Below are 23980 nucleotides of genomic sequence, written 5' to 3'. Positions count from 1 at the left end.
CAGCGATTTAATGTGAAAAATGGTATATTTTAATAGAGATCTCATTTTTATGTCGTTCAATGTAATCTGTTTTCTTATTAAATGACGATCTTTATTTTTGTAATGCTGTGAGCGTTATAAATCAGTTGTCAGTTGGTACTGATGGTTCTGGAGGAACTGAAATTATTATGACTGTTAATCACGCAGCAACGATCACTTTTGCTCATATCAATGATACTCACTCTAACTTTGAGCCTTCCGCCATTTCGTTATCCCTCTCGGCTGATGTCTTAAAAACTGAAACATCTGTTTATGCCAGTTGTGGTGGTTTTTCGCGTATTTATTCTGCGGTTAAAGAAGTTAAACAGGATGCTTTTCTTCATCAGCGTGAATTTATGTTTTTGCATGCGGGAGATTGTTTTCAAGGCACGTTATATTTTTCCCTCTATAAGGGCATGGCAAACGCGGTATTGCTTAATGCGATTGGTATTGAGGCCATGGCATTAGGTAATCATGAACTTGATATTGGTAATGATGTTGTCGCTGATTTTCTTGACCATACGGCATTTCCATTATTAGCCGGTAATTGGGATTTATCACAAGAAGATCAAACCAAACGAAATCCTTTACGTAATAAACGAAATGTTTACGCGTATGATAATAAAACCCAATCAGCGCATTATATTATTAAGCGTGTCCATGGTGAGCCTGTGGCTATTTTTGGTCTTGCGATTGAAAATATGGCAGGCATATCAAGTCCAGATCCAGATACCTTTTTCCATCATGTTACGACGGTTGCACAAAATACCATCGCATTACTTAAAACAAAGGGTATTAATAAAGTCGTTATTTTAAGCCATTTAGGTTACGACCGAGATTTATTATTAGCCCAAGAAGTTAATGGTATTGGGGCGATTATTGGTGGCCATACCCATACTATGCAAGGTGATTTTACTAATATTGGCTACGGTAAAACAGACAATTACGCATTGATGGTAAACAATACTTGTGTTGTGCAAGCAGGTTGTAATGCGCTGGCACTTGGTCAATTAACGCTGGTATTTAATGCTGATGGTCGTGTGGAAAGTGCAACTGGTTGTAATCAATTATTACTTGGACGTAAATTTACAATTGATGCTGGGCGTACTCAACATCTTGATCATGATAATCATAATAAAGTGCGAGATTATTTACAGCAGCAGCAAAATATTCGTTTTGTGGTAAAAGAACCGCGTATAGAAAACATTCTTAATGAATATTACCGACCTGCAGTACGCGCATTACAAACGGAAAAAATAGCCCGTATTAATGAACCATTGCGCCATATTAGAGTGCCAGATGCGAAAGGCCCGAGTGATATCGCACCATGGGTAGTAAAAAGCTTTGTTTGGCAGGCAAGAGAGTTAGGTCACCATATTGATTTTGGAATTCATAATGCTGGTGGCGTAAGGTGCTCGCTTAATCCTGGTGAAATAACGCCAGCTGATGTTGCTGGCCGATTATTACCTTTTGCGATTGGTATTATGATGTATAGCGTTAAAGGACTACGTATTCGTCAAGCTCTTGAAGGGGCAATTGATAACGCCATTAATAACGATATTGAAGGTACCGGTGATGGCAGTTTTCCCTATGTTGCAGACTTGCGTTATGTGTATCGCTGTGGAGCACCAAGTGGTGAGCGGATTGAAACATTAGAGTATTACACCCAAGGACAATGGCGAGCTGTTAATGACGATGATATTTACACCTCTGTTTCATCTGGCTATACCGCGACAGGAAAAGAGGGCTATGCACCGCTACTTGATTATGTGGTTGAACCTCAAGCACTGAATGTCACCATGGCTGATGCATTTGAAGCGTTTGCAAAACAACAGCATCAATTTAATAAACCGCTTGAGAATTTAACTGTTTTCATTGCTTGTGATAATCAGAACTAATTATTTATGGCGATTATTGTTGAATAAAAAGCACATTAATCGCACTTGATCGATGAACAGTCACCTTTTATAGTGCGATATTCTGTGGTTTAACGGTTATTTTTCTTCAAACTCTTGGATTAGATAATCTAATGCTAATATTTAAATAATGTCATTATTCAGTATGACTAACGTTGCGCTATTATGCTGCCAATCCCATCAGTAACGGCTTAATACGAGAGGCATCATGGCACAGGTATTTGATTTTGATTCTATTCCAGCACCTATTACGAATGATCAAAAAGCATATTCATTGACGTTTAAAGGCCTGCTTGTTCACGCTCGTGATATTCTTTTTAGCCGTTCAGTAACAACACCAAAAACGCGTAATATTTCAGATTTACCGTTACATATTCAAAAAGATATTGGCTTATATCGCTGATAGTTTAAATATACAAAAAGCCGTAATAATAAAATGCTTTTTCAGTAAAAAAGAGAACCAGCCATTGTGCTGGTTTTTTTATACCTGCTGTATCACCATTTAGCGCCAATATTATTGCTGTTCTCATTTGATTATGGGGGCAGTGGTTATTTCCTCGATGAAGAAAACTATATAGTATTGAACAGATTGATATTCTAGCAAGGGGCTCGTAGTAACGAGTGCCATTGATAAAAATAATAAGAGGTAGTGATGGGTTTATTTTCTTGGTTTTTTGGTAATAAAACAGCAGCAGTAACTGTTGATGTTGAACCGATTGAATATAACGGCTATTTGATTTATCCCGAGCCTAAACAAGAGGGCGGTCAATTCCGTATTGCTGGACGTATTTGTAAAAAAACAGATGAAACACTGCAAACTCATCACTTTATACGTTCTGATGTTTTACCTTCTCAAGCAGATGCAGAAACATTTATGGTAAAAAAAGCACAGATGTTTATTGATCAAACTGGCGATAGAATGTTTAAATAAATATCCTATATACAACATATTTCATTGCAATCACGTTGTTTGCTGGGTATCTTGTTTTTAGCGATTAAAATAAACGCTTAGATGTTGCTTTTTTGTTAAGTTAGCAGTGTTTGAATGTGTTAAAAGCAATATTAAAGGGAATGTTAGCTGAGTCAGTTTTTAGGCCTGGTTAATATTACTAAGATTATGTAATTTATGTTTTTTAACCTATTTGTCACGGATGAAAAGGTGCTTGTATTTCGATATGAAATGACTTAAATGTTATTTTTTGATGAAATTTGTGGGGTTTTTTGGATTTGACGGTAAAAAGCTTGCTATTGCTTTTAAGGTTGGATACAAAATATTTATCTATAGCCAATGTTCAGGGAATAATAATGCAGATTGGTGTACCAAAAGAGGTTTTCGCGAACGAAACGCGAGTTGCTGCCACACCTAAAACGGTTGAGCAGTTATTGAAAATGGGGTTCAGCGTTGTTGTTGAACATGGAGCGGGTGCATTGGCGAGTTTTGATGATGCAGCCTTTGAAGCCGCTGGCGCAGAACTAGCCTCTACTGACAAAGTATGGCAAGCCGATCTCATTTTGAAAGTTAATGCTCCTCAGGTTAATCCTGCAACGGGTGTTGATGAATGTGAGCTAATAAAAGAGGGAGCAAGTTTAGTTAGCTTTATTTGGCCAGCTCAGCACCCTGAATTATTAGAAAAATTAGCGACCAAAAATATTAACGTGATGGCGATGGATTCAGTACCTCGTATTTCACGTGCTCAAGCGCTTGATGCACTTAGTTCGATGGCAAACATTGCAGGTTATCGTGCCGTGGTTGAAGCTGCGCATGAGTTTGGTCGATTCTTTACCGGTCAAATTACAGCTGCAGGTAAAGTCCCTCCCGCAAAAGTGTTAGTGGCTGGTGCTGGTGTTGCTGGACTGGCTGCAATTGGTGCGGCCGGTAGCCTAGGTGCCATCGTACGTTCATTTGATGTTCGCCCTGAGGTGAAAGAGCAAGTCGAATCAATGGGCGCTGAATTCCTTGAAGTAGATTTTAAAGAAGATACTTCAACGGGTGATGGCTACGCTAAAGAAATGTCTGATGAATTCAACAAAGCCGCTGAGCGTTTATACGCAGAGCAAGCAAAAGATGTTGATATTATCATCACAACTGCACTTATCCCTGGTCGCCCTGCGCCGAAATTGATCACTAAAGAAATGGTTGACTCAATGAAGTCGGGCAGTGTGATTGTCGATTTAGCAGCAGCTAACGGCGGCAACTGTGCTTACACTGAAGCTGATAAAGTAATTACTACTGCTAATGGTGTAAAAATCATTGGTTATACCGATATGGTAGGTCGTTTACCGACTCAAGCTTCACAGCTTTATGGTACTAACCTTGTTAATTTATTAAAGCTGCTGTGCAAAGAAAAAGACGGCAACATAGATATTAACTTTGATGATGAAGTACTACGTGGCTTAACGGTGATCAAAGCGGGTGAAGTTACATGGCCTGCGCCACCCATTAAAGTTTCAGCGGTTGCTCAAAAACCTAAAGCAGTAGAGAAAGTACAGCCTAAAAAAGCTGAGCCTATGTCACCGATTAAGAAATACGGCATGATGGCGGCTGGCATTGCATTATTTGCTTGGGTTGGTCATTACTCTCCACCTGAATTTCTTGCTCACTTTACCGTTTTTGTATTGTCATGTGTGGTTGGTTACTACGTAGTATGGAATGTTAGCCATTCTTTACACACACCATTAATGTCAGTAACTAACGCAATTTCAGGCATCATCATCGTAGGTGCATTACTCCAAATAGGACAAGGCTCCGGAATTGTTTCCGTGTTGGCTTTTGTTGCTGTTCTCATTGCTAGTATCAATATTTTTGGTGGCTTTACTGTTACCAAGCGGATGCTAGAAATGTTTCGTAAAGATAAATAAGGAGTAATACATGTCTGCAGGAATCGTACAAGCGGCATACATTGTTGCTGCCGTATTGTTTATTATGTCACTTGCTGGATTATCCAAGCAAGAAACCGCACGAAAGGGTAACTATTTCGGTATTGCGGGTATGGCTATTGCGCTTATCGCCACTATCTTTGGCCCTGAATCACAAGGGACTGTTTGGATTATTCTCGCAATGATCATTGGCGGTGCAATCGGTATTTTCTACGCTAAAAAAGTAGAAATGACTGAAATGCCAGAGCTTGTTGCAATGCTACACAGTTTTGTGGGTATGGCAGCAGTATTGGTTGGCTTTAATACCTTCTTACACCATCAACCGCTAGAAGGCGCACTGTTAAACATTCACTTAGTGGAAGTTTTCCTTGGGGTCTTCATTGGTGCCGTCACCTTTACTGGTTCACTGGTTGCGTTTGCTAAATTACGTGGCTTGGTATCAACGTCAGCATTACAGCTACCACATCGTCATAAGCTAAATCTCGTTGCTCTGATTGTTTCAGCGCTATTGTTAGTATGGTTTGTGAAAGCTGAAGGTTCGATGGCGGCATTAATTCTAGTGACTCTGATTGCGTTTGCATTTGGTTATCACTTAGTTGCCTCTATCGGTGGCGCTGATATGCCAGTTGTGGTGTCGATGCTTAACTCATACTCAGGTTGGGCAGCAGCTGCAGCAGGCTTCATGTTAGCTAATGATCTGTTGATTGTTACTGGTGCACTAGTCGGTTCTTCAGGTGCTATTCTGTCTTACATTATGTGTAAAGCGATGAACCGTTCATTCGTAAGTGTTATTGCGGGTGGTTTTGGTTCCGATGGTGTAGCTTCGAGTGATGATGAAGAATATGGTGAGCATCGTGAAACAACAGCGGAAGAAGTTGCTGAATTATTGAAAGATGCTAAATCAGTTATTATTACTCCAGGATACGGCATGGCGGTTGCACAAGCACAATATCCTGTTCACGAAATTACCGATAAATTACGCGCTCAAGGTGTAGAAGTACGTTTTGGTATTCACCCTGTTGCTGGACGTTTACCAGGACACATGAACGTATTATTGGCAGAAGCGAAAGTGCCTTACGATATTGTATTAGAAATGGATGAAATCAATGATGATTTCCCTAAGACTGATGTGGTATTAGTTATTGGTGCTAACGACACTGTTAACCCAGCGGCAATGGAAGATCCAAACAGTCCGATTGCGGGTATGCCTGTTCTTGAAGTGTGGAATGCAAGTAACGTGATTGTATTTAAACGCTCAATGAATACCGGTTATGCAGGGGTACAAAACCCACTGTTCTTTAAAGAAAACAGCCAGATGTTGTTTGGTGATGCAAAAGCGTCATGTTTATCTATTCTTGAACATCTATAAAAATAGCCGTAGTATAAATAAAGCCACTCAGGGTTGAGTGGTTTTTTTTTAAATTAATAACCAAAAATGGTGTTTTAAGTGAGTCATGTTCAATTAAATGTTCTATATTCAAATGGTTATTGTGTTAACATTTCTTTGACAAAACACTGTTCTATAGTGTTAAACTAAAAGCATGAAAACGTATGTATTAGTCTTTTCTCTATTATTTTCTGCGGCATCATTTGCAGAAGCTCAAACATTTCCAGAACGGTTAAATGCGGCTCGTTCTGATATTTTAAAACGTAAGCCTTTAGCAACATACGATTTTCGTAAACTTCAGAGCTTATATCCAGGGCGATTATTAGTCCCTGAGACACTATTACCGCAAACGGGTGAATATCCACTAGAAGCGTTGCGCCAGCTTTATCATAATTCGATATCCTGTAAAGGACCGTGGCCATTATCGCCATTAGTTACTCAACCTGTTGTATTTACACGTGCGATGTGTTTTAAAACAAAATTACCATCAAGTTGGTTTGTACGTTCAGGATATATTCATCCCGGTGGTGGTAGTTATGCCTATCGTTATATTCAGAAACATCCTGATATGGCGATAAAATACAGTAAATATTTACATATAAAAGAACGCCCAATTGCTGCAGCTACAACGATTTTAGGCCGCTTGCAGCGAATGAATAATGATGAGATCCATGCGTTTATTTCTGGTGCGCAATTTTTCATATCAAATGGTGAATTGTGGGTTCGAAACGATAATGAATACCGCGTTTTTGGCCAAGTAACATGGTCTAAAATGCTTAATCGTTATCAGTTGCATTTTAAACGCTTAGATCAAAATGATTTTTGTCTTGCCAAAAATGGTAATATTTGTTGGCGTGAAGATAATAAGTCGCATGTAACCTATTATTTATTAATAGGCTTACTGGTGATGAATGCTGGGTTATTGTTGAGTTGGAGTATTTACCGATTCAGGATCCGCCGTCGTACGATGGAAGAACGGATGTTAGTATTACAAATTTTAACCCATGAATTACGTACTCCAATTGCGAGTTTAGCTATGACAGTTGAAGGTTTTCGACGTCATTTTGATGAATTACCAGAAGGTTTATACGACGAGTTTCGTCGTTTAACAGAAGATTCGCGACGGTTGCGTCAGTTAGCTGAAGCGAGTAAAGATTATTTACAAGCTAACCAACAACAGTTAAGTGTTCAAGAAGTTGAATCACTGAATGAATGGTTAGGTTATATAGCAGAAAAGTACGATGTTATACTGAACTTAGGTGAAGATAGAAGTGTGCTGGTTAATATTTATTGGCTAGGTACGTGTCTTGATAACTTATTATCTAATGCTCATAAGTACGGCGTAGCACCAGTTAGTTTATCGTCATCGTATAAGAATGGGACCTTAAAGCTGGTTGTTCAAGATGAAGGACAATTAGGCGCAAAAGATTGGTCTCGCTTAAGAAAGCCTTTTGTTAGTTCTCAAGGTTTAGGCTTGGGTTTAACAATTGTTGAATCGATGATTAATAGAATGGGGGGCCGAATGAAACTCATTGGTCCACCAACAACGTTTATTTTGGAGATACCGTGTGAATCAAACTCTGCTACTGGTTGAAGATGACCGTAACCTTGCTGATGGTTTACTCGATTGCTTAAGGCAAGCCGGATACAACTGCTTATACGCTGATTGTGCCACTAAAGTTGAAGCATTGTGGAAAGATGCAGATCTTGTTGTACTCGATCGTCAATTACCGGAAGGTGATTCACTCGACTACTTGTCAGGTTGGTTAAAAAAGAAACATGTACCTGTTATTTTATTAACAGCGATGGTTTCCATTAACGATAAAGTGATTGGGTTAGACTCAGGGGCAAAAGATTATTTAACTAAGCCTTTTGCGGAAGAAGAATTGTTAGCTCGCGTTCGTGTACATCTGCGTGGTGAAGATGGCGATATGGCAGCGATTAATATTATCTCTGTTGGTAATATTCGTATTAACCAAGAAAGCCGTGAAGTTTTTCATGGTAGTGAAAGCGTGACCTTAACGCGTACTGAATTTGAATTATTAGTATTCTTAGCGAAAAATGCAGGTCGTGTATTTACTCGTGATGAATTATTAGACCAAGTTTGGGGCTACAATCACTACCCAACAACACGTACTGTTGATACTCATATTCTGCAATTGCGTCAAAAACTGCCTGATATTGAGATAGAGACATTACGTGGTGTCGGATACCGAATGAAGCCATAACGCGTAGGTCTGTATTCCATGAGAATAAAAAAGCAAACACGCTGGCTTATGGGATTATTGCTAATGCACTCGATGTTATTTCCTTCGAGTGCATTTGCATCGTCTGATTGGTTTATCTCAAAAGATCTTTATACGATGGCACATAAAGAACTTCTTGAAGATAATACTGATGCCGTTTTTCAGACGATTATCCAAGCATGGCAACAATCACCTAGTAGCGTTCAAGCTAACAATCTCAATCAATTACTTAATTTAGCCATTACTGAAGATTGTGGTCATAGCCTTGAGCGTAAAGTCTTACCGACCTGGTTACCTAAATTATCAATTGAACGTCAAGTTGAACAAAATCTTAATCAACAATTATTAAAAATTTCAGTTGTCGGTTTAACTCGCAGTGATATTACCAATATAAGTTTGACTCAATGGCCAAATAAGCCGTTATTGAAAGGTGCGCCTTTTATCGATGATGGCGGCTATTTTTCGGTGGAAACACAACGGTTAGATGAACCAGTATCAGCTGGGCTATATAAGCTCTCTATCACCGCTGCAAACAAGCCACCTTGGGTTGGATGGATTGTGCTGAATTCTCCGGCGGATAAACAAGAAATTAGTTGGAAAGACAGTAAAACCTGGCGAATTGATAACATTGAAAAAAATAGCGGTAACTGTCCGTCGCCGACATTAAGTATTAAATTATATGATCTTAATGATACAACATGGCATGCTATCTGGAGTCAAGAATCAGACTCAAATTGGCCGACAACATTACCTAAATTAAACCTTCCAGAAGGGCGTTATTGGTTAAGTGTTGGTGTTGTAAAAACACGATGGCAAGGTGAAATATCAATCTTAGATATTCAACGGATCACGCGTCCTGTTGATTATGTCGGTGACGATGATTAATCATCGTAATAATTATGTGGCCATTACATTAGTGTGATGGCCATTTTTTTATCTAAATTCAGGATGATAAAACGAGAAATAGAAACGGTAGCAATAGCACTATAAACATGTATAATTTATACATGTTTATAAGGGGCTGTATGATGCAAATTATCGATCGCGCGCAAGAAGAGAAAATCCCACCGATATTTAGGCTTGCTTTTCGACCATTTTTTATCGGAGCAGCAGTCTATGCTGTCGTTTCAATGGCACTATGGGGGTTGCTATGGGCGGGTAACCCCCAGCTAAGCCAGTTTATGTATAGTAATCCTTTATGGTGGCATACTCATGAAATGCTGTTTGGGTTTGCAGGCGCAGTAATTGTCGGCTTTTTACTGACAGCCGTACAGACATGGACAGGGCAAACAGGGGTCAAGGGGACAAAGCTCACTGTTTTATTTAGCCTGTGGCTAATCGCGCGGTTGGGACTGATGTTTGCAACGCCGAGCTACCTATGGATGATTATTGATTGTGCTTGGATTGTTATGGCGATGATATTTTTAGCAATACCAATCATCAAAGTTAAGCAATGGCGTAATATGTTTTTTATTCCTGTGCTGATTATGTTTACGTTGCTTAATATAAAATACCATTTGATGGTACTTAAGGTGATCCCGTTTGATTTACAAGCGACGGCGTTAGCAACATTAACGATTATCGCTGCGGTAGTCCTTGTTGTTGGCGGTAGAGTAATTCCATTTTTCACTTCACGAGCAACCCAGACAGCACCAATTACTCGTATACCACTGTTAGAATATGCCGCATTAATCCCTATCTGGATAGTGTTGATCTTCACTCTTTTGCCGGTGACAATTGCTTCATCAGTGCTAGCGTCAACTTATCTTATTGCTGCATTGACTAATTTAATACGCATGTGCCGTTGGCGTAGCCACAAAACCTTAACGATACCGTTGTTGTGGTCGCTTCATGGCGCTTATTTATCAATGATAATCGGTCTTGCATGGCTAGGCGGAAGCTATGTTTATCACAGTATGAGCCCAACGATAGGGATTCACTTTATCGCTATTGGTGGTATTGGATCCATGATACTTGCAATGATGGCACGTGTTTCATTGGGGCATACTGGGCGAAAATTACAAACAGGAAAGTGGATGGCGGTCGCATTTATGAGTTTATTTGCTTCATTGGTTGCGAGAACATTATTAGTTCTTGTTATGCCTGTCGCCGCTGTTAATCCGTATGTTATCTCAGCTATATTATGGATAGTCGCATTCACAATTTTTACAGTGGTGTATTTTCCAATATTGACTCAAGCTCGAGCCGACGGCCATCCTGGTTAATTAGCGTTCAGCGTGGATAAACAGTGACATTGTTTGACATTACTTCTAGAATACTCACCCGTTTACGAAGTTAAGAAGAATGATATGTATAATCACACGCCGACATTAACGCATTCAGAGCAACAAGAAGCTGCTGAGCGTATTCATGATCTTATGTCTAAAGGTATCAGTAGCGGTGAAGCTATCATGATTGTTGCGAATGAAATTCGTGAAGCTGACATGAAACGTCGTCAAGCTGCGGGTGAGTTTGCTGCAGATGAAGAAGAATAACCATAGTTTATCATTCGTAACTATCTAATTAATAAAAAGAGTCGTAAGGCTCTTTTTTTATTTTTGGATCATTATTATGCCAAATAAACGACTAGCACAAAGGTATGTTTTGCTTCTACAATGGAAAAATAAAAGAAGAAAGTACTGAGGAAGTATAGATGGATAGTCGTTATTTAGCAGCACAAGCATTTGCCCAAAATCGCCATGGCAATCAAAAATATGGTGAGTTCCCGTATTCTGTTCATCTTGATACTGTAGCAAAACTTGCCGAACCCTTTGGTTTAGATGCAATGATCGTCGCACAGTTACACGATATTATTGAAGATACGAATACTAGTTTTAATGAGTTAGCAGAATATTTTGGCTTTACTATTGCAGATGCTGTTAACTATGTTACCGATGTTAAGTTAGAAGATCGTGCTAAACGTAAATTAGAAATAAATCAACGATTAGCAGCTTTAAATATTGAAGAAGAAGCTGCTCGTTTAGCTTTGATCGTGAAAGTGTGTGATCGTTTAGCTAATGTACGCTCGAGCAGTAAGAGTTCACCACGTCACTATAAAATGTATCAACATGAGCATCCTGCTTTTAAACAAGCTGTATATCGTTCAGGTCTTTGTGATGGTCTATGGGAAGAACTCAATGCACTTATTATCGGTCAGCCTGAAGCTATATTGTGTAAGTGAAAAATTAATGAATAAAATAAATAAAGGCTTAACATTTCGTTAGGCCTTTTATTTTATCTGTAACTTTATGATTTTAATATATTAGTCAATATCATAAATCGTCGGAATAGGTTGACGTTTGTGCTGTGTTGCACGGTAAATACTGACTAAGCGATCACGAACAAAGTCATCAACAGATTTCCCTTCAAGAAAATCGTCAATTTGATCATAAGTAACTAATAATGCATCTTCATCTGCTTTTTGTGGTGCTAATTCTTCTAAATCGGCAGTCGGAACTTTAGCAACGAGATGCTCAGGTGCACCTAACTTCGCAGCGATACTACGAATTTGGCGCTTGTTTAGGCCAAAAAGAGGCGCTAAATCACAAGCACCATCACCAAATTTAGTATAAAAACCAGTAATATTTTCTGCTGAATGATCTGTACCAATAACAAGCCCGCCTACTAAGCCTGCAATCTCATATTGTGCAATCATACGTGCTCTTGCTTTTACATTGCCTTTTACGAAATCAACTTTAGCAGCATCAGTTGGAATTAACCCTGTGCCTTCTAATCCTAGTAACGCACTGGCATGTAAGCCATCAACGCCAGCTTTGATGTTAACACTGACCGATTGGCTAGGTTGAATAAATTGCAAAGCATGTTGAGCTTCGTCTTCATCTTGTTGTTCGCCATAAGGTAGACGAACAGCAATAAACTGATAATCGTTGGTAGCAGCAGTGGCATTTAAATCGTTAATAGCAAGTTGTGCTAGACGGCCACAAGTGGTTGAATCAACACCTCCGCTAATACCGAGTACTAGAGATTTACAGCCAGATTGCTTGAGTTTTTTCTGGATGAAAGCAACACGGCGCTGAATTTCATATTCAACATCGATAGTCGGCAGCACACGCATTTCGTCACGGATAAGTTGTTCCATGGGTCATGAATCCTTAAGGCTTTTGCCCAAATATTAATCACTTAAGTTGGTATAATGGAAAAATGAGAACTCAGCCATTACACCTTTATCAAAATCATGCGATAACTCTAACTAAGGATCAATGCTCAAGCGTAAATTTCTTTCAAATAATGTTGTTTTAGCATAAAAACAGCATCATATTATTAAATTAGTTCAATAGATTGTCTTTCAAAGATGTAGCAACAGAGGTTAGCTGATTGATTTATGAAACACACACTGGCAGTTTTTGGTAGCGCATTTAACCCTCCAAGCCTAGGTCACCGTTCAGTATTAGAGCGCTTAGGTCAATTTGATAAAGTATTATTACTACCGAGTTATCAGCATGCGTGGGGAAAGGTCATGCTTGATTATAATGCCCGTTGTGATTTGGTCGGTGCATTTATCAGCGATATTGGTCAATCTAATCTAGAATTATCTACACTAGAGCAACAAATTGCTATTGATGATAATGCTGTCACAACTTTTGCTGTGCTAGAAGCATTACAATTGCAGTATCCTGATAGCAATATTACTTTTGTCATTGGCCCAGATAATTTTTTAAGCTTTCAGCGTTTTTATAACGCTGATGAGATCCTCAAACGGTGGCAGGTGATGGCATGTCCTGAAACGCTACCAATACGCAGTACATTGATACGAAATGCATTGGTCAATAAAAGTGATATTAGTCACTACACGACGCCTACAGTGGCTTCAATGCTAATAAACGACAACAGATTTAAGTTTAACGATGAACAACAAGGACGTTAATCATTGCGCGTAAATAAAGTTAAAGTATGCATGCTTGCTCTCGTTGGTAATTTATTTTACTCGTCATCTGTGTATGCTTTTTCTTGTGAATTTATTCCAACGCCAAAATCTTCAATAACGACTGATTTTTTTCAAAATAATCAGTCGTTATGTGGTCAAGAAGTTGAATACGATAGTATTCCATTACTTAATCCAAGCCTTCATTCAAGCGAACAAGTTAAGCAGTTTAGTAATTGGAAACAAGATCATGGCTATAACAGCAGTGATTTTTGGAAGAAATGGAGTGATAATTTTTCCGATCATCCGATTTTCACTGAATATGATGATTCAATATACTATGGCTTAGGATTCTGGCTACCCAGAGAATATGATAGTGAACAGGTTGAAGATATTGTTGATGCTGAGCAGTGGGTATTAAATCACGGTGTCCAAATGAGTATTGGTTTTGGTGATCCGAGCAATAACAGCACCCATGTACGATTAGATTATCGTTGGCATACTAAGAGTAATGTTGATGATGGAGTATCGCTACAAGTCCATGTCCCGTTTGATTAATCATTAATAAACAAACGCTCATTAGCATTAATGGGCGTTGTTTAACGATATGTTTTAACAATCAGTTACCGCGATTAAAAAGCCTTACCCAAAATAGGCATTGCTAGCGCTTCAAGTAACACTTCAGATGTATTTAGTTGAGCGGCAATTTGCGGTAGCTTCCTTCCTGAGCGTATTAATTTCAACGCCTCACGTATGGTAATGCAAGACTCAAACTCTTTTAACGTCATTCCAATAATGGGTTCGATAGCTTGCACAGCAGATTGCTCTGTGATCTTGTTACCGTTAAGTAATAGTGCTAATGCATTATGATATTGTTTATTAATCGCAGGCGATAGCGATTGGGTTGACGCAGATAGGTTTGATATTTGATCTGCAATAACTTTGAGTAAACGTCCTTCTGCACCATTCCAATCGTGTTTTTCTGTTGGCAGCTTTGTAAGTTCAACTAATAAAGCGTCAAGCAGTGGGCTAACCACAAAAAAACCAGCATCACGGCATAATGGTTGTTGCAGACGGATTGAAAAAGCGACTTTAAAAAAGCAAGTGCCAGGTAAAACCGTTAATGCATGCAAACAATCAAAAGGAACCCAGAAGCCATGTCCTTTAGAGACAAGATGTTCATGTTTACCTAAGCGCATTAATATGCTGCCGCTGGTCACAACAATAAAATAGGCATTGTGACTTTTACGACGAGAACCGACGAAAAGAAAAGGGTGCTCGTTTTGGGAAAACTCAATAGCTTGTTTCATAATGTCTCTCTAACTCGATATCCCACACATATTCGGCTGTTTTTGTTACATCGTCAACATTGCATAGGCGACAATAATCAAAATCAGTGTATGATTGGTCGTTTTTGCATTAGAACGCACTTTTTATGATTAATTGTGGTTGAAAATTCAGCGACTCGGCGTGGTTCGGTTTCCAACCATACTCCTTATTGATTTAGGTTATTGGGTAAAGATAGTATTTACCTGTAAAATGACCCAGTTTTTTCAAGATGAAGCCTTATTGTGTGTATAGATAACGATATTTATAAAGAAATCCGCCCTTACAATGATGACGAAGTTAAAGGGGCTATCCAACGTCTGATTGATGATAAAGATTTTATCAATGCCATTTTAAAGTACCGCTTTCCTCATGCTTCCGGTATGTTTGGTTGGTTACTGATTCCGCTAATAAAACGTTTTCTTGTGAAAAAATGGTCGAACGTAACCAGCGTTAAAAATGTCCAAGATTATGTAGCGAAGTATATGCGAGCCACCATCGATCATTCATGTGACGGTGTAACAGTAACGGGATTAGATAAGCTAGATCCTAATAAAGCTTATCTATTCGTTTCAAATCATCGTGATATCGCTATGGATCCAGCGATGGTAAATTGGTGCTTATTCAATAATAACTTTAATACTGTTCGTATTGCGATTGGCGATAATTTACTTAAAAAACCATGTGCGACTGAGCTAATGCGTTTGAACAAAAGCTTTATTGTTAAACGTTCAGCCAAAGGCCCGCGTGAGTTAATGAAGTCATTAGGATTACTTTCTAGCTACATTTCTCATTCTTTAATAACGGGCAATAATATTTGGATTGCGCAAAAAGAAGGACGAGCGAAAGACGGTAATGACAAAACCGATCCTGCAATCCTAAAAATGTTCTTTATGGAAGGACGTAAGCAAAAATTACCGTTTGCAGAGTTTATGAGCGGTCTTAATATTGTTCCTGTGGCTATTTCATATGAAAATGACCCTTGTGACTTGGCGAAAGCGCAAGAGCTTTACCAAAAAGAAACCACGGGTACGTATGAGAAATCTGAATTTGAAGATATCGAAAGTATCGTCCAAGGTATTGTTGGTCAGAAACGTCGCATTCACGTTAGCTTTGGTGATGTCATCACTGATGCACCAGAAACCCCTGATGAATTAGCTGCAATTATTGATAAACAAATAACTGAAAATTATCATTTATTCCCATCAAACTATATTGCTGCTGATATTGAATCAGAGCAAGTGACAGCCGCTGAGTGTCAGTTATTTGAACAAAAATTAGCTGATCAACCACAAGGCGTACAAACGATATTACGTCGTATGTATGCGTTACCGGCACAGAAAAAACAATCAGTAGAATAAACCGCTTTACTTAATAGTACACAACGCGGCTATCATGGCCGCGTTGTTGTATGATTAGCGTATAGCTGGTAGCGTTTTATAAGGCGCTTGTGCCATACGTTCAGCCATGAAATCGATAAAACACCGCACTTTAGGTGCTAAGTATTTTCTGCGAGGATAAACAGCATAAATCGGTAAATCAACTGTTGTTTTCCATTCAGGCAATAACTGTATCAGCTTCTTCGTTTCAATCTCATCAGTCATTAAATAGGTTGATAAATACGCAATCCCTAAACCACTAACTGCTGCATCTAATACAGCTGGTGCGTTATCTATACGGTAATTTCCTCTGACTCGAATCGATTGTTGTACACCATCACGAGAAAAAGCCCAATTAACATATTTACGTTCACGGCTTTGGTAAGTTATACAATTATGATGGCGCAGTTCACCAGGCGTGACTGGTTTTCCATTTAACGCAATATAATCAGGTGAAGCAACGACGATAAACTCACAATTAGCTAATTTACGTGCGACCATGCCTTCTGGCGGGTGTTCATGAATGGCTATCCAACAATCAAAGCCTTCTTCTAATAAATTTGGACGATGATCAAATAGACTGATTTCTAATTCTAATTCAGGATTGGCTTTTTGAAATTCAGCCAAAGCAGAGGTGATATGGATATTACCAAAAGATTGGGCGATCCCAATGCGTAACACGCCCTTTATTTCATTGCGATAACCGGCGACCATTGCTTCAGCTTCATTGACGGTATCAACCAGTTGTTGACCGTAATCAGCATACTGCAACCCAATTTCAGTTAAAGCGACTGTACGCGTACTGCGTTGCACAAGTTGGCAACCTAAACGTTCTTCTAAATAACGAATTTGCTTACTGACCTGAGATTTAGATATGCCTAATCTATCAGCTGCACGAGTGAAACTTTGTTCATGGCCAACCGCAGCCAAGATTACCATTTGTTGAAGATTTTCTAGCATAAGCATTTACTCTTAGAAGAGAAAAGCAAAGTAGGGGACGATATATATAACTTTGCCTGTTATTACAAAAGAATAACCTACTTTCTATCATAAAGGATTATCAATAGCTTGAAAATAAAAGCCGACAACATAAGTCAACCACCATCGATAACAATAATAATATATATCTGTACAAACGATTTCAGTAATAGATAAACAATCGTTAATATAATAACTTCACTAAAGGAGATGTGATTAATGTTAACGGTATTTTGGCAGTTTTTAGTGCTAGGTCTATGCAGTTTTGGTGGGCCAGCTGCACATATAGGCTATTTTCAACAAGAATTTGTCATTAAAAAGAAATGGCTTAGTAATGAAGATTTCACTCAAGCTATTGCGTTATGCCAGTTTTTACCTGGGCCTGCGAGTAGTCAGCTTGGAATGTATATTGGTTATAAAAAAGCAGGCTATCTAGGTTCAATGGCTGCATTTGTTGGTTTTACGCTACCATCATTTGCGTTACTTACATTTCTCGCGGTTGCTAATAATAAATTTAGTGGGTCAGCCAGTGTTGAGCACATCATTACTGCCGCTAAATTATTAGCTGTTGTAGTTGTTAGTGATGCGTTATGGGGGATGGCAAAGAAAAATCTTGTATCAATACCTACTATCGTAACAGCTTTATTAACCATAGTATGGTTAGCGTTTAGCCAAGGGTTATTTGGCCAAATTCTACCAATTATTATAGCCAGTATTATGGGGTTTTTATGGTCATTTAAAACCCAACCGAACATCAATCAATCGTTAATCAAACCAATACGGCCAAATATTAGTTTCGTTGTGATCTTTTTGGGGGTATTAATTCTATTGCCATTGATTGCAAGTACCAACGACAGTATTAAAATATTTTCAATTTTCTATCAAGCTGGAAGTTTTGTTTTTGGTGGCGGTCATGTTGTATTACCATTATTACAGCCAATGCTTGATGGTATGGTATCGGATAATAGCTTCTTAAGTGCTTATGCTTCTGCCCAATTAGTACCTGGACCTATGTTTACCATGGCCAGTTACTTAGGCGCTTCAGCAATACCTCAGATGCCAATTATAGGTAGTTTAATTGCAACAATAGCGGTATTTTTGCCTGGTAGTTTACTCTTATTTGCATTTTTACCTGCTTGGAAAGCTTTATTTAGTCATCCTCGTTTAGCTCAAGCAATAATCTTAATAAATGCTTGTGTTGTTGGTCTATTAGCAAGTGCATTAATAGATCCTGTTATTACTAGCTCTATTAAATCAATAACCGATGTTATTGCTGTCATTATAGGTTATTGCTTAATTAAAAAGTATAAATGTCCTGTATGGTTATTGGCGATATTACTATTAATATACGTATTAATTTCTAGTCTATAACAAAATCAGAGCCTTTGAGCTCTGATTTTTAAACCCTCTAATGCACTATAACTTTATTTTAATAAAAAGAATATTTAATCATCGAAAATATATAACTATGTCAGCTTAAATTCAGTCATGCTTGTTAAAATAATTAACAGGTGAATCATACAAAAAATTTGAGATGGATAAAAACCAAAGAATACGTTCAAACATTACTAATTATGATGTATTGCGAGCTGTAAAAGCAGAAATAAATGCTAGTGAAGAACGCATTACTCGACGAATATATACTGCAGCAATATTATCGGTAGCAACAATTATTTTTGTATTAATGCTCATTATTACTAGCCAAACTCCAACGACAAGAGACTATGCAGCAGATGCAATGAAACGATCTTTTGAAATGGAAAGGGCAATCAAGATGATAGATGACGCATCAGGTACACACTATTTAGAACAATCAAAAGTAAATGATTAAAAAGCTCTTATAACAAAGAGCTTTTTATTAAATATATAATGTTACCAATCTAACACTAATTTATGATTCTCAATAACTAACTCAGGCTTGGTTTTTTTCAACAGTGATTGTTCTAATTCATTATCATTAAGTTTATATACGGGCTTGGTTGATAATACTTGGCTTAAAAAAGACACAATAGGTGTGATTACTGGTTTTGTTAAGACATTATTTAATCGCTTAGGGGTAATGTCTAAAGATTCAATATTAAGGCCTTTTAAGTAGATAGCACCTTGTTGTTGATTGTAATAAGGAATAGCACTGAAATTAGCTTTTATTGAAATATTTTGTGTTGGTTGACCCATTAGTTCTAAGTCTGCAGTTGCAGTCGCTGCGACATTGACTTTATCTTTAGCAACACGACCAATACCAACTTTGATATTATCAAATTTACCTGTCGCATAGGCCAACCCTTGAATACCAACAGAATGATTAAACTGGGTTTCTTTATTTAGGTATGATTGCATTTCATTTTCAGTTACACCGTAACTAGCACAACCTGAAAAAAATAATACAGAACCCGCAACCAATAATGATTTTAAATGCATAACAAACCTTACTATAACAAAAAAAGAGCACATTAAGTGCTCTTCTAAATAATAGCAAACAATCTATCATGCCGTGTCAGCAAATAGAATGGAGATGTCATAATTATCTCGCTGAAGATAGTTACGCAGCTTTTTCAATGAAATAACTTGTAGTTGTCGAATTCTTTCACGGGTTAATCCTACTTCGTCAGCAACTTCTTGAAGAGTTTGTGACTCATGTCCAAGCAAGCCAAAACGACGACAAATAATTTCTTTATCACGTGGAGATAGTGAATTTAAAATAGAAGATGTTATGTGTTTTATATCGAGATCATCTAAATGGCTATCTGGCTTAATGGCTTTATCATCCGTTAAAAATACTGAAAGTGATTGTGAATTAGCATCGTCGTTGATTGTCTGGTCATAAGATATTATTGGAGCATCATAAGATAGAAGGGTAGATATTTCGTTAACATTTCGATCGAGTGTTTCTGCGACGTCCTCATGTTTTGGCTCTTTATTTTGAGTATTTAGCAGATGTTTATGCGTTCGTATTATCGTATTAATTTCTTTTGATACATGGACAGGTAAACGAATTGTACGACTTTGATTGTGAATCGCACGTTCTATTGTTTGTTTGATCCACCATGTCGCATAAGTAGAAAACCGAAATCCTTTTTCTGGGTCGAATTTATCCACAGCTGTAATAAGTCCTATATTTCCTTCATCAATAAGATCACTTAATTGAATAGAACTACCACGGTAACGTTTTGCAATATTAACCACTAAGCGTAAATTACTTTCGATCATTATTTTTTTTGCCGTGGCATCACCTGTTAATGCCTTGCGACTATAGAGGATCTCCTCATTTTTTGTTAAGAGTGGTTTCATAGAAATATCACGAAGATATAATTGAATTACATCAGTATCAAAATTTTGAGTCTTACGATTTACTTCAGCTTCCATATTACATCCCTCTTTTCAACATCCATTTTGCTATCACAATTGCAGCAGTGAGGTGTTTATTAATAATTACTTGTGTTTATTATTAATATCGAATCTTACAAAACGATGACGTTTATCGTAAAACCACAATACACTTATTTCTAATAAGGATTAACACCCAAGCTCATCATGCGTTAAAGATATACTAATTATCCGCCACGAGAATATCGATTTTTCATAAAATATAAAACTCTTTAGCACATATTATTGAAAAAGGATCACGTTTTATTGATATATTTCACATAATAAAATCATTAAATGATAAAATATACATTTTTGATACCCTACACCTATTACCACATAGTTTTTATCTATCAATAGCATAGCATCCATACATGGAACATTAGCAACCATATTTGAGCTTTAGATGATATTGATTATCATTTGCATTTGTCGTAAAGTTGACTCATGACAAAGGAGTCACTATGAATAAAGCAACCATTGCTATAGATATGCAACCAACCCCATTTAGCTTGAAATTAAAAAAGAAATTACTTTTATTAGGTCCTGCATTTATAGCTGCGATTGGTTATATAGATCCTGGTAATTTTGCAACAAATATAGAGTCAGGTTCAGCTTTTGGCTACCAGCTGCTATGGGTAGTGTTGTGGGCAAACTTAATGGCGATGTTGATTCAATATTTATCAGCAAAATTAGGTATCGTTACAGGTAAAAATTTAGCAGAGCATTTACGTGATCATCTTCCTAAATGGGCAATAATACCGTATTGGATACAAGCAGAAATCATTGCCATGGCAACAGATCTAGCTGAATTCATCGGTGCAGCTGTTGGCTTTCAATTATTATTTGGCATAAGTTTGATGGAAGGTGCTGTCATTACTGCGATAGTTACCGTTATGATATTAATGCTAAATAATAAAAGTCAAAAACCGTTAGAAGTCATTATTGGATCCTTGTTATTATTAGTTGCTGCTGTTTATATCTTTGAATTATTTATTGCACCACCTGCATCTAATGAATTAATCAAAGGTTTAATCGTTCCGACATTAAACAGTCCACACCAAATATATTTAGCTGCAGGTATTCTTGGTGCAACAGTAATGCCTCATGTTATTTATTTACATTCAGCATTATTTAAAAACACCTATGGTGAAAAAGTATCAACCCGTTTACGGTCAACAAAATATGATGTATTAATGGCCATGGTTATTGCAGGATTTGTTAATATTGCAATCGTCGCGATGGCTGCGGCAGTATTTCATTACTCAGGTCATCAAGATATCGCTGCAATAGAAACTGCCTATAAAACATTAACGCCATTAGTCGGTAAGGCTGCCTCTATTTTATTCGGCATTTCATTAGTTGCATCAGGTTTATCATCGACTGTCGTAGGTACAATGGCGGGTGATGTCGTGATGCAAGGCTTTGTAAAATTTACAATTCCTATGTGGTTACGCCGTTTAATCACGATGATTCCATCATTTATTGTTATTGCACTTGCTATCAACACCACTGAAATATTAGTCATGAGCCAAGTTGTTTTAAGTTTTGGTATCGCACTTGCAATTGTTCCATTACTTTACTTTACCAATAGTAAAAAAATCATGGGTAAATACAAGAATAATAAAATAGTATCTGCTCTTGGTTTAATAATTATTGCTATTGTTCTTGCTCTTAATTTATACCTAAGTTACACGTTGCTTGCTTAGTTTATAACATCAAACTCCCGTCATTATCAACACCTCGGTAATATGACTATTATCGAGATGTTCTTTTATGGCATTTTTTTTGTTTATATAATATATTTAATGCCTTATATTCTCTTTTAAGATCAGATTTTTCTTTTTTTGATGCATTAGATAATCTCATTGTTATTTTCTTATCAAAACTAATAATACGTGTTTCTAGTCCAGTACAAGGCAGTAATCCATATTGGTTTTTATATTGCTCAATAGTTAATGCAGAGCTTGAAATATGAAAACCAAAAAATAAAACAATCACTAAAAGTCGAATAATTATCATCATTATAAATCCAATTGTTATTTAGGATACGATATCACTTCAGTAGAAATATAAAATAATATCGTACAATAATAATACTTATCCAACAGTCTGCTTCACAACCTATGTAACCTTAATAGAATAATGTGATCTGTTAACGGCCAGGTGTAACACCTTGTAATTCATCATCTGTACGGCGGTCATAGCGTTGAGTTGTGCTAATACTGCTGTGTCCCATAAATTTACTGACTAATAATAAATCATATCCAGATCGCAGTAGGTTGGTCGCTACCGAGTGACGAAAATCATGGGGTGATATTTGACGTGAAAAACCATTTTGATGAACTTTTTTACAGAGATCATTAAGCGTTTGGGTCGTCAGTCGTTGTGAGGTGAGTTGCTGATAGCGATTAACACCACAGAAAAAACTCGATATTTTGTGTAAATGTTGGGAGCGGATCGTCAACCATTGCTCAATCGCTGAATATAAATCACTGCTTTTTGAAAAAGGCACATGCCGTTCCTTATTACCTTTACCCATTACGCTAATTTTACATAAATACAGATCAATATCGCCGATATCAAGCCCAATAACTTCCGCACGACGTAAGCCTGATTCATACATTAGCCAAAATATTGCGTTATCTCTAATGGCTTTTATCTTATTCGATTGTGCTAAAGTTAGTGCCGATATGCGGTCAACATCAGCATAACTTAAGTAACGACCACTTGATTGACGAGAACCTCGCGGTAGTTTTATCGCCTTAATTCGCTGAAGAGTTTCAATAGAAATCGACTCAGATAACCACGCATGATGAGCAACACCACGTAACATTCTTAGTAAATTATCTGCAGTAGCAGGGGCATAATCTTGTTTTTTATCGGTGCTTTTCATCATTAAACGTGACGACAAAAACGATTGCATTGCTGTTTGTAATACTGGGGCGTAGAGTACAGTTTGCCAATCCATCCTTTCAATACAGGATCTTAAACAAAAACAGCTAAATGCTTCTAACATTATCTGAGCTTGAGCTGTTAATTCAATCGTTAATGGTTGAGGTGCCGAAATAGGAGACAGCCAACCTGAATCCAATTGTTGCTCTTTATGCTCATGAACAGAAAAACCGCTAATGACAGATTGCCATGCAGTTAATTGAGATAACGAGATTTGTTGTTGCTGATAATAATAATCACCAATAACCAGTAGTGCTTTTTTTAATGGATTAATATGTAAATTCTTAAGTGACCGTTGTGGATCATAAATTAAGCCTTTCATTGTCACTTTAGTTTTAGCGCGATGAATCAAAAATGCCGCCATCGATTGTTTAATAAGATCTGGGCTCGTAAGTAATATTATCCAATCCATTTGATCAAAACTGGATCCTAATAAAAATCGGCTAAAACGTTCTAATGTATAACGGGCATTTGCTTGACCACCAGTGGTATCGGTAGCGGCTAAAGAATAGACATAAGCTAATGCTGGATTAGAAACAAAATGATCATGGTGACGGATCTGTTGGCTAACGGCTGTTTGTTGGCGTAATGTACCAGGTCGAAGATTGAAGTCGTTATCTACTAGGGAGTTTGATGGGTTGATCGTCATTATT

Annotated in this window: 24 protein-coding genes; 17 read left to right on the top strand and 7 right to left on the bottom strand. The window is 37.6% G+C overall.

Features of this window, described 5'->3' with window-relative positions:
- Positions 1–167 precede the first annotated feature (167 nt).
- The 11 genes from G6R09_RS00245 (at position 168) to G6R09_RS00195 (ending at position 11625) form a co-directional block, all read left to right on the top strand.
- Positions 168–1916 carry a bifunctional UDP-sugar hydrolase/5'-nucleotidase gene (locus G6R09_RS00245; protein WP_065167517.1) on the top strand — a complete coding sequence of 583 codons (1749 nt, stop codon included), beginning with the start codon at positions 168–170 and terminating at the stop codon, positions 1914–1916.
- Between the two features lie 226 nt (positions 1917–2142).
- On the top strand, positions 2143–2337 hold the full coding sequence (locus G6R09_RS00240) for a hypothetical protein (RefSeq protein ID WP_163919966.1): 195 nt from the start codon (positions 2143–2145) through the stop codon (positions 2335–2337).
- Between the two features lie 249 nt (positions 2338–2586).
- On the top strand, positions 2587–2865 hold the full coding sequence (locus G6R09_RS00235) for an HlyU family transcriptional regulator (RefSeq protein WP_065167515.1): 279 nt from the start codon (positions 2587–2589) through the stop codon (positions 2863–2865).
- A gap of 374 nt (positions 2866–3239) precedes the next feature.
- Positions 3240–4793: a Re/Si-specific NAD(P)(+) transhydrogenase subunit alpha gene (locus tag G6R09_RS00230; RefSeq protein WP_065176435.1), complete on the top strand. Its 1554-nt coding sequence runs from the start codon at positions 3240–3242 to the stop codon at positions 4791–4793.
- 10 nt (positions 4794–4803) lie between these two features.
- Positions 4804–6180, top strand: a complete 1377-nt coding sequence (gene pntB / locus G6R09_RS00225) for a Re/Si-specific NAD(P)(+) transhydrogenase subunit beta (RefSeq protein ID WP_065167513.1) — start codon at positions 4804–4806, stop codon at positions 6178–6180.
- Between the two features lie 172 nt (positions 6181–6352).
- On the top strand, positions 6353–7792 hold the full coding sequence (gene vxrA / locus G6R09_RS00220; protein WP_065167512.1) for a sensor histidine kinase VxrA: 1440 nt from the start codon (positions 6353–6355) through the stop codon (positions 7790–7792).
- Positions 7767–8426, top strand: coding sequence for a response regulator transcription factor (locus G6R09_RS00215; RefSeq protein WP_065167511.1), 660 nt, complete (start codon positions 7767–7769; stop codon positions 8424–8426). Before vxrA ends, G6R09_RS00215 begins: the two co-directional genes overlap by 26 nt.
- An 18-nt stretch (positions 8427–8444) precedes the next feature.
- Complete coding sequence (locus tag G6R09_RS00210) at positions 8445–9329, top strand: DUF2861 family protein (RefSeq protein ID WP_163919964.1); 885 nt, start codon at positions 8445–8447, stop codon at positions 9327–9329.
- Positions 9330–9469: 140 nt separating this feature from the next.
- Positions 9470–10669 carry an NnrS family protein gene (locus G6R09_RS00205; RefSeq protein ID WP_306439997.1) on the top strand — a complete coding sequence of 400 codons (1200 nt, stop codon included), beginning with the start codon at positions 9470–9472 and terminating at the stop codon, positions 10667–10669.
- A gap of 84 nt (positions 10670–10753) precedes the next feature.
- Complete coding sequence (locus G6R09_RS00200; RefSeq protein WP_065167510.1) at positions 10754–10939, top strand: YoaH family protein; 186 nt, start codon at positions 10754–10756, stop codon at positions 10937–10939.
- Between the two features lie 158 nt (positions 10940–11097).
- A complete protein-coding gene (locus G6R09_RS00195) occupies positions 11098–11625 on the top strand; it encodes an HD domain-containing protein (RefSeq protein WP_065167509.1) in 528 nt (175 codons plus the stop codon).
- Positions 11626–11706: 81 nt separating this feature from the next.
- Here the strand turns inward: G6R09_RS00195 and nadE are convergent, their stop codons facing one another.
- A complete protein-coding gene (gene nadE / locus G6R09_RS00190; protein WP_065176433.1) occupies positions 11707–12543 on the bottom strand; it encodes an ammonia-dependent NAD(+) synthetase in 837 nt (278 codons plus the stop codon).
- Positions 12544–12786: 243 nt separating this feature from the next.
- On the opposite strand from nadE, the gene G6R09_RS00185 reads away from it, so the two are divergent.
- Both G6R09_RS00185 and G6R09_RS00180 read left to right on the top strand, forming a co-directional pair.
- Positions 12787–13329 carry a nicotinate-nicotinamide nucleotide adenylyltransferase gene (locus G6R09_RS00185; protein ID WP_060997882.1) on the top strand — a complete coding sequence of 181 codons (543 nt, stop codon included), beginning with the start codon at positions 12787–12789 and terminating at the stop codon, positions 13327–13329.
- Positions 13330–13332: 3 nt separating this feature from the next.
- Complete coding sequence (locus tag G6R09_RS00180) at positions 13333–13884, top strand: hypothetical protein (protein WP_163919962.1); 552 nt, start codon at positions 13333–13335, stop codon at positions 13882–13884.
- A 74-nt stretch (positions 13885–13958) separates the two neighbouring features.
- Here G6R09_RS00180 and G6R09_RS00175 read toward each other — a convergent pair whose 3' ends face one another.
- Complete coding sequence (locus G6R09_RS00175) at positions 13959–14636, bottom strand: AraC family ligand binding domain-containing protein (RefSeq protein WP_163919961.1); 678 nt, start codon at positions 14634–14636, stop codon at positions 13959–13961.
- 261 nt (positions 14637–14897) lie between these two features.
- On the opposite strand from G6R09_RS00175, the gene G6R09_RS00170 reads away from it, so the two are divergent.
- A complete protein-coding gene (locus tag G6R09_RS00170) occupies positions 14898–16013 on the top strand; it encodes a 1-acyl-sn-glycerol-3-phosphate acyltransferase (RefSeq protein WP_065167505.1) in 1116 nt (371 codons plus the stop codon).
- 54 nt (positions 16014–16067) lie between these two features.
- Here G6R09_RS00170 and G6R09_RS00165 read toward each other — a convergent pair whose 3' ends face one another.
- A complete protein-coding gene (locus G6R09_RS00165) occupies positions 16068–16991 on the bottom strand; it encodes a LysR family transcriptional regulator (protein WP_065167504.1) in 924 nt (307 codons plus the stop codon).
- A gap of 237 nt (positions 16992–17228) precedes the next feature.
- On the opposite strand from G6R09_RS00165, the gene chrA reads away from it, so the two are divergent.
- Both chrA and G6R09_RS00155 read left to right on the top strand, forming a co-directional pair.
- Positions 17229–18380 carry a chromate efflux transporter gene (gene chrA, locus G6R09_RS00160; protein WP_163919959.1) on the top strand — a complete coding sequence of 384 codons (1152 nt, stop codon included), beginning with the start codon at positions 17229–17231 and terminating at the stop codon, positions 18378–18380.
- Positions 18381–18543: 163 nt separating this feature from the next.
- Positions 18544–18840 (top strand): hypothetical protein, encoded by a 297-nt coding sequence (locus G6R09_RS00155; RefSeq protein ID WP_065167502.1) that lies wholly within the window; start codon positions 18544–18546, stop codon positions 18838–18840.
- Between the two features lie 41 nt (positions 18841–18881).
- On the opposite strand, the gene G6R09_RS00150 is transcribed toward G6R09_RS00155, so the two are convergent.
- Positions 18882–19427 carry a DUF1439 domain-containing protein gene (locus G6R09_RS00150; protein WP_065167501.1) on the bottom strand — a complete coding sequence of 182 codons (546 nt, stop codon included), beginning with the start codon at positions 19425–19427 and terminating at the stop codon, positions 18882–18884.
- A 66-nt stretch (positions 19428–19493) separates the two neighbouring features.
- A complete protein-coding gene (rpoS, locus tag G6R09_RS00145; protein WP_065167500.1) occupies positions 19494–20372 on the bottom strand; it encodes an RNA polymerase sigma factor RpoS in 879 nt (292 codons plus the stop codon).
- 464 nt (positions 20373–20836) lie between these two features.
- Between rpoS and G6R09_RS00140 the strand changes: the two genes are divergently transcribed.
- A complete protein-coding gene (locus G6R09_RS00140; protein WP_373423667.1) occupies positions 20837–22081 on the top strand; it encodes an Nramp family divalent metal transporter in 1245 nt (414 codons plus the stop codon).
- A 49-nt stretch (positions 22082–22130) separates the two neighbouring features.
- Here G6R09_RS00140 and G6R09_RS00135 read toward each other — a convergent pair whose 3' ends face one another.
- Positions 22131–22397, bottom strand: coding sequence for a hypothetical protein (locus tag G6R09_RS00135; protein WP_065167499.1), 267 nt, complete (start codon positions 22395–22397; stop codon positions 22131–22133).
- A 130-nt stretch (positions 22398–22527) separates the two neighbouring features.
- Positions 22528–23976, bottom strand: coding sequence for a tyrosine-type recombinase/integrase (locus tag G6R09_RS00130; RefSeq protein WP_163919957.1), 1449 nt, complete (start codon positions 23974–23976; stop codon positions 22528–22530).
- Positions 23977–23980: the final 4 nt, after the last annotated feature.

The sequence above is a fragment of the Photobacterium sp. Alg240-V54 genome (assembly GCF_900537155.1).
Taxonomy (GTDB): Bacteria; Pseudomonadota; Gammaproteobacteria; order Enterobacterales; family Vibrionaceae; genus Photobacterium.
The sequence above is the reverse complement of the archived record's forward strand: the minus strand, read 5'-3'. Positions and strand labels throughout refer to the sequence as shown.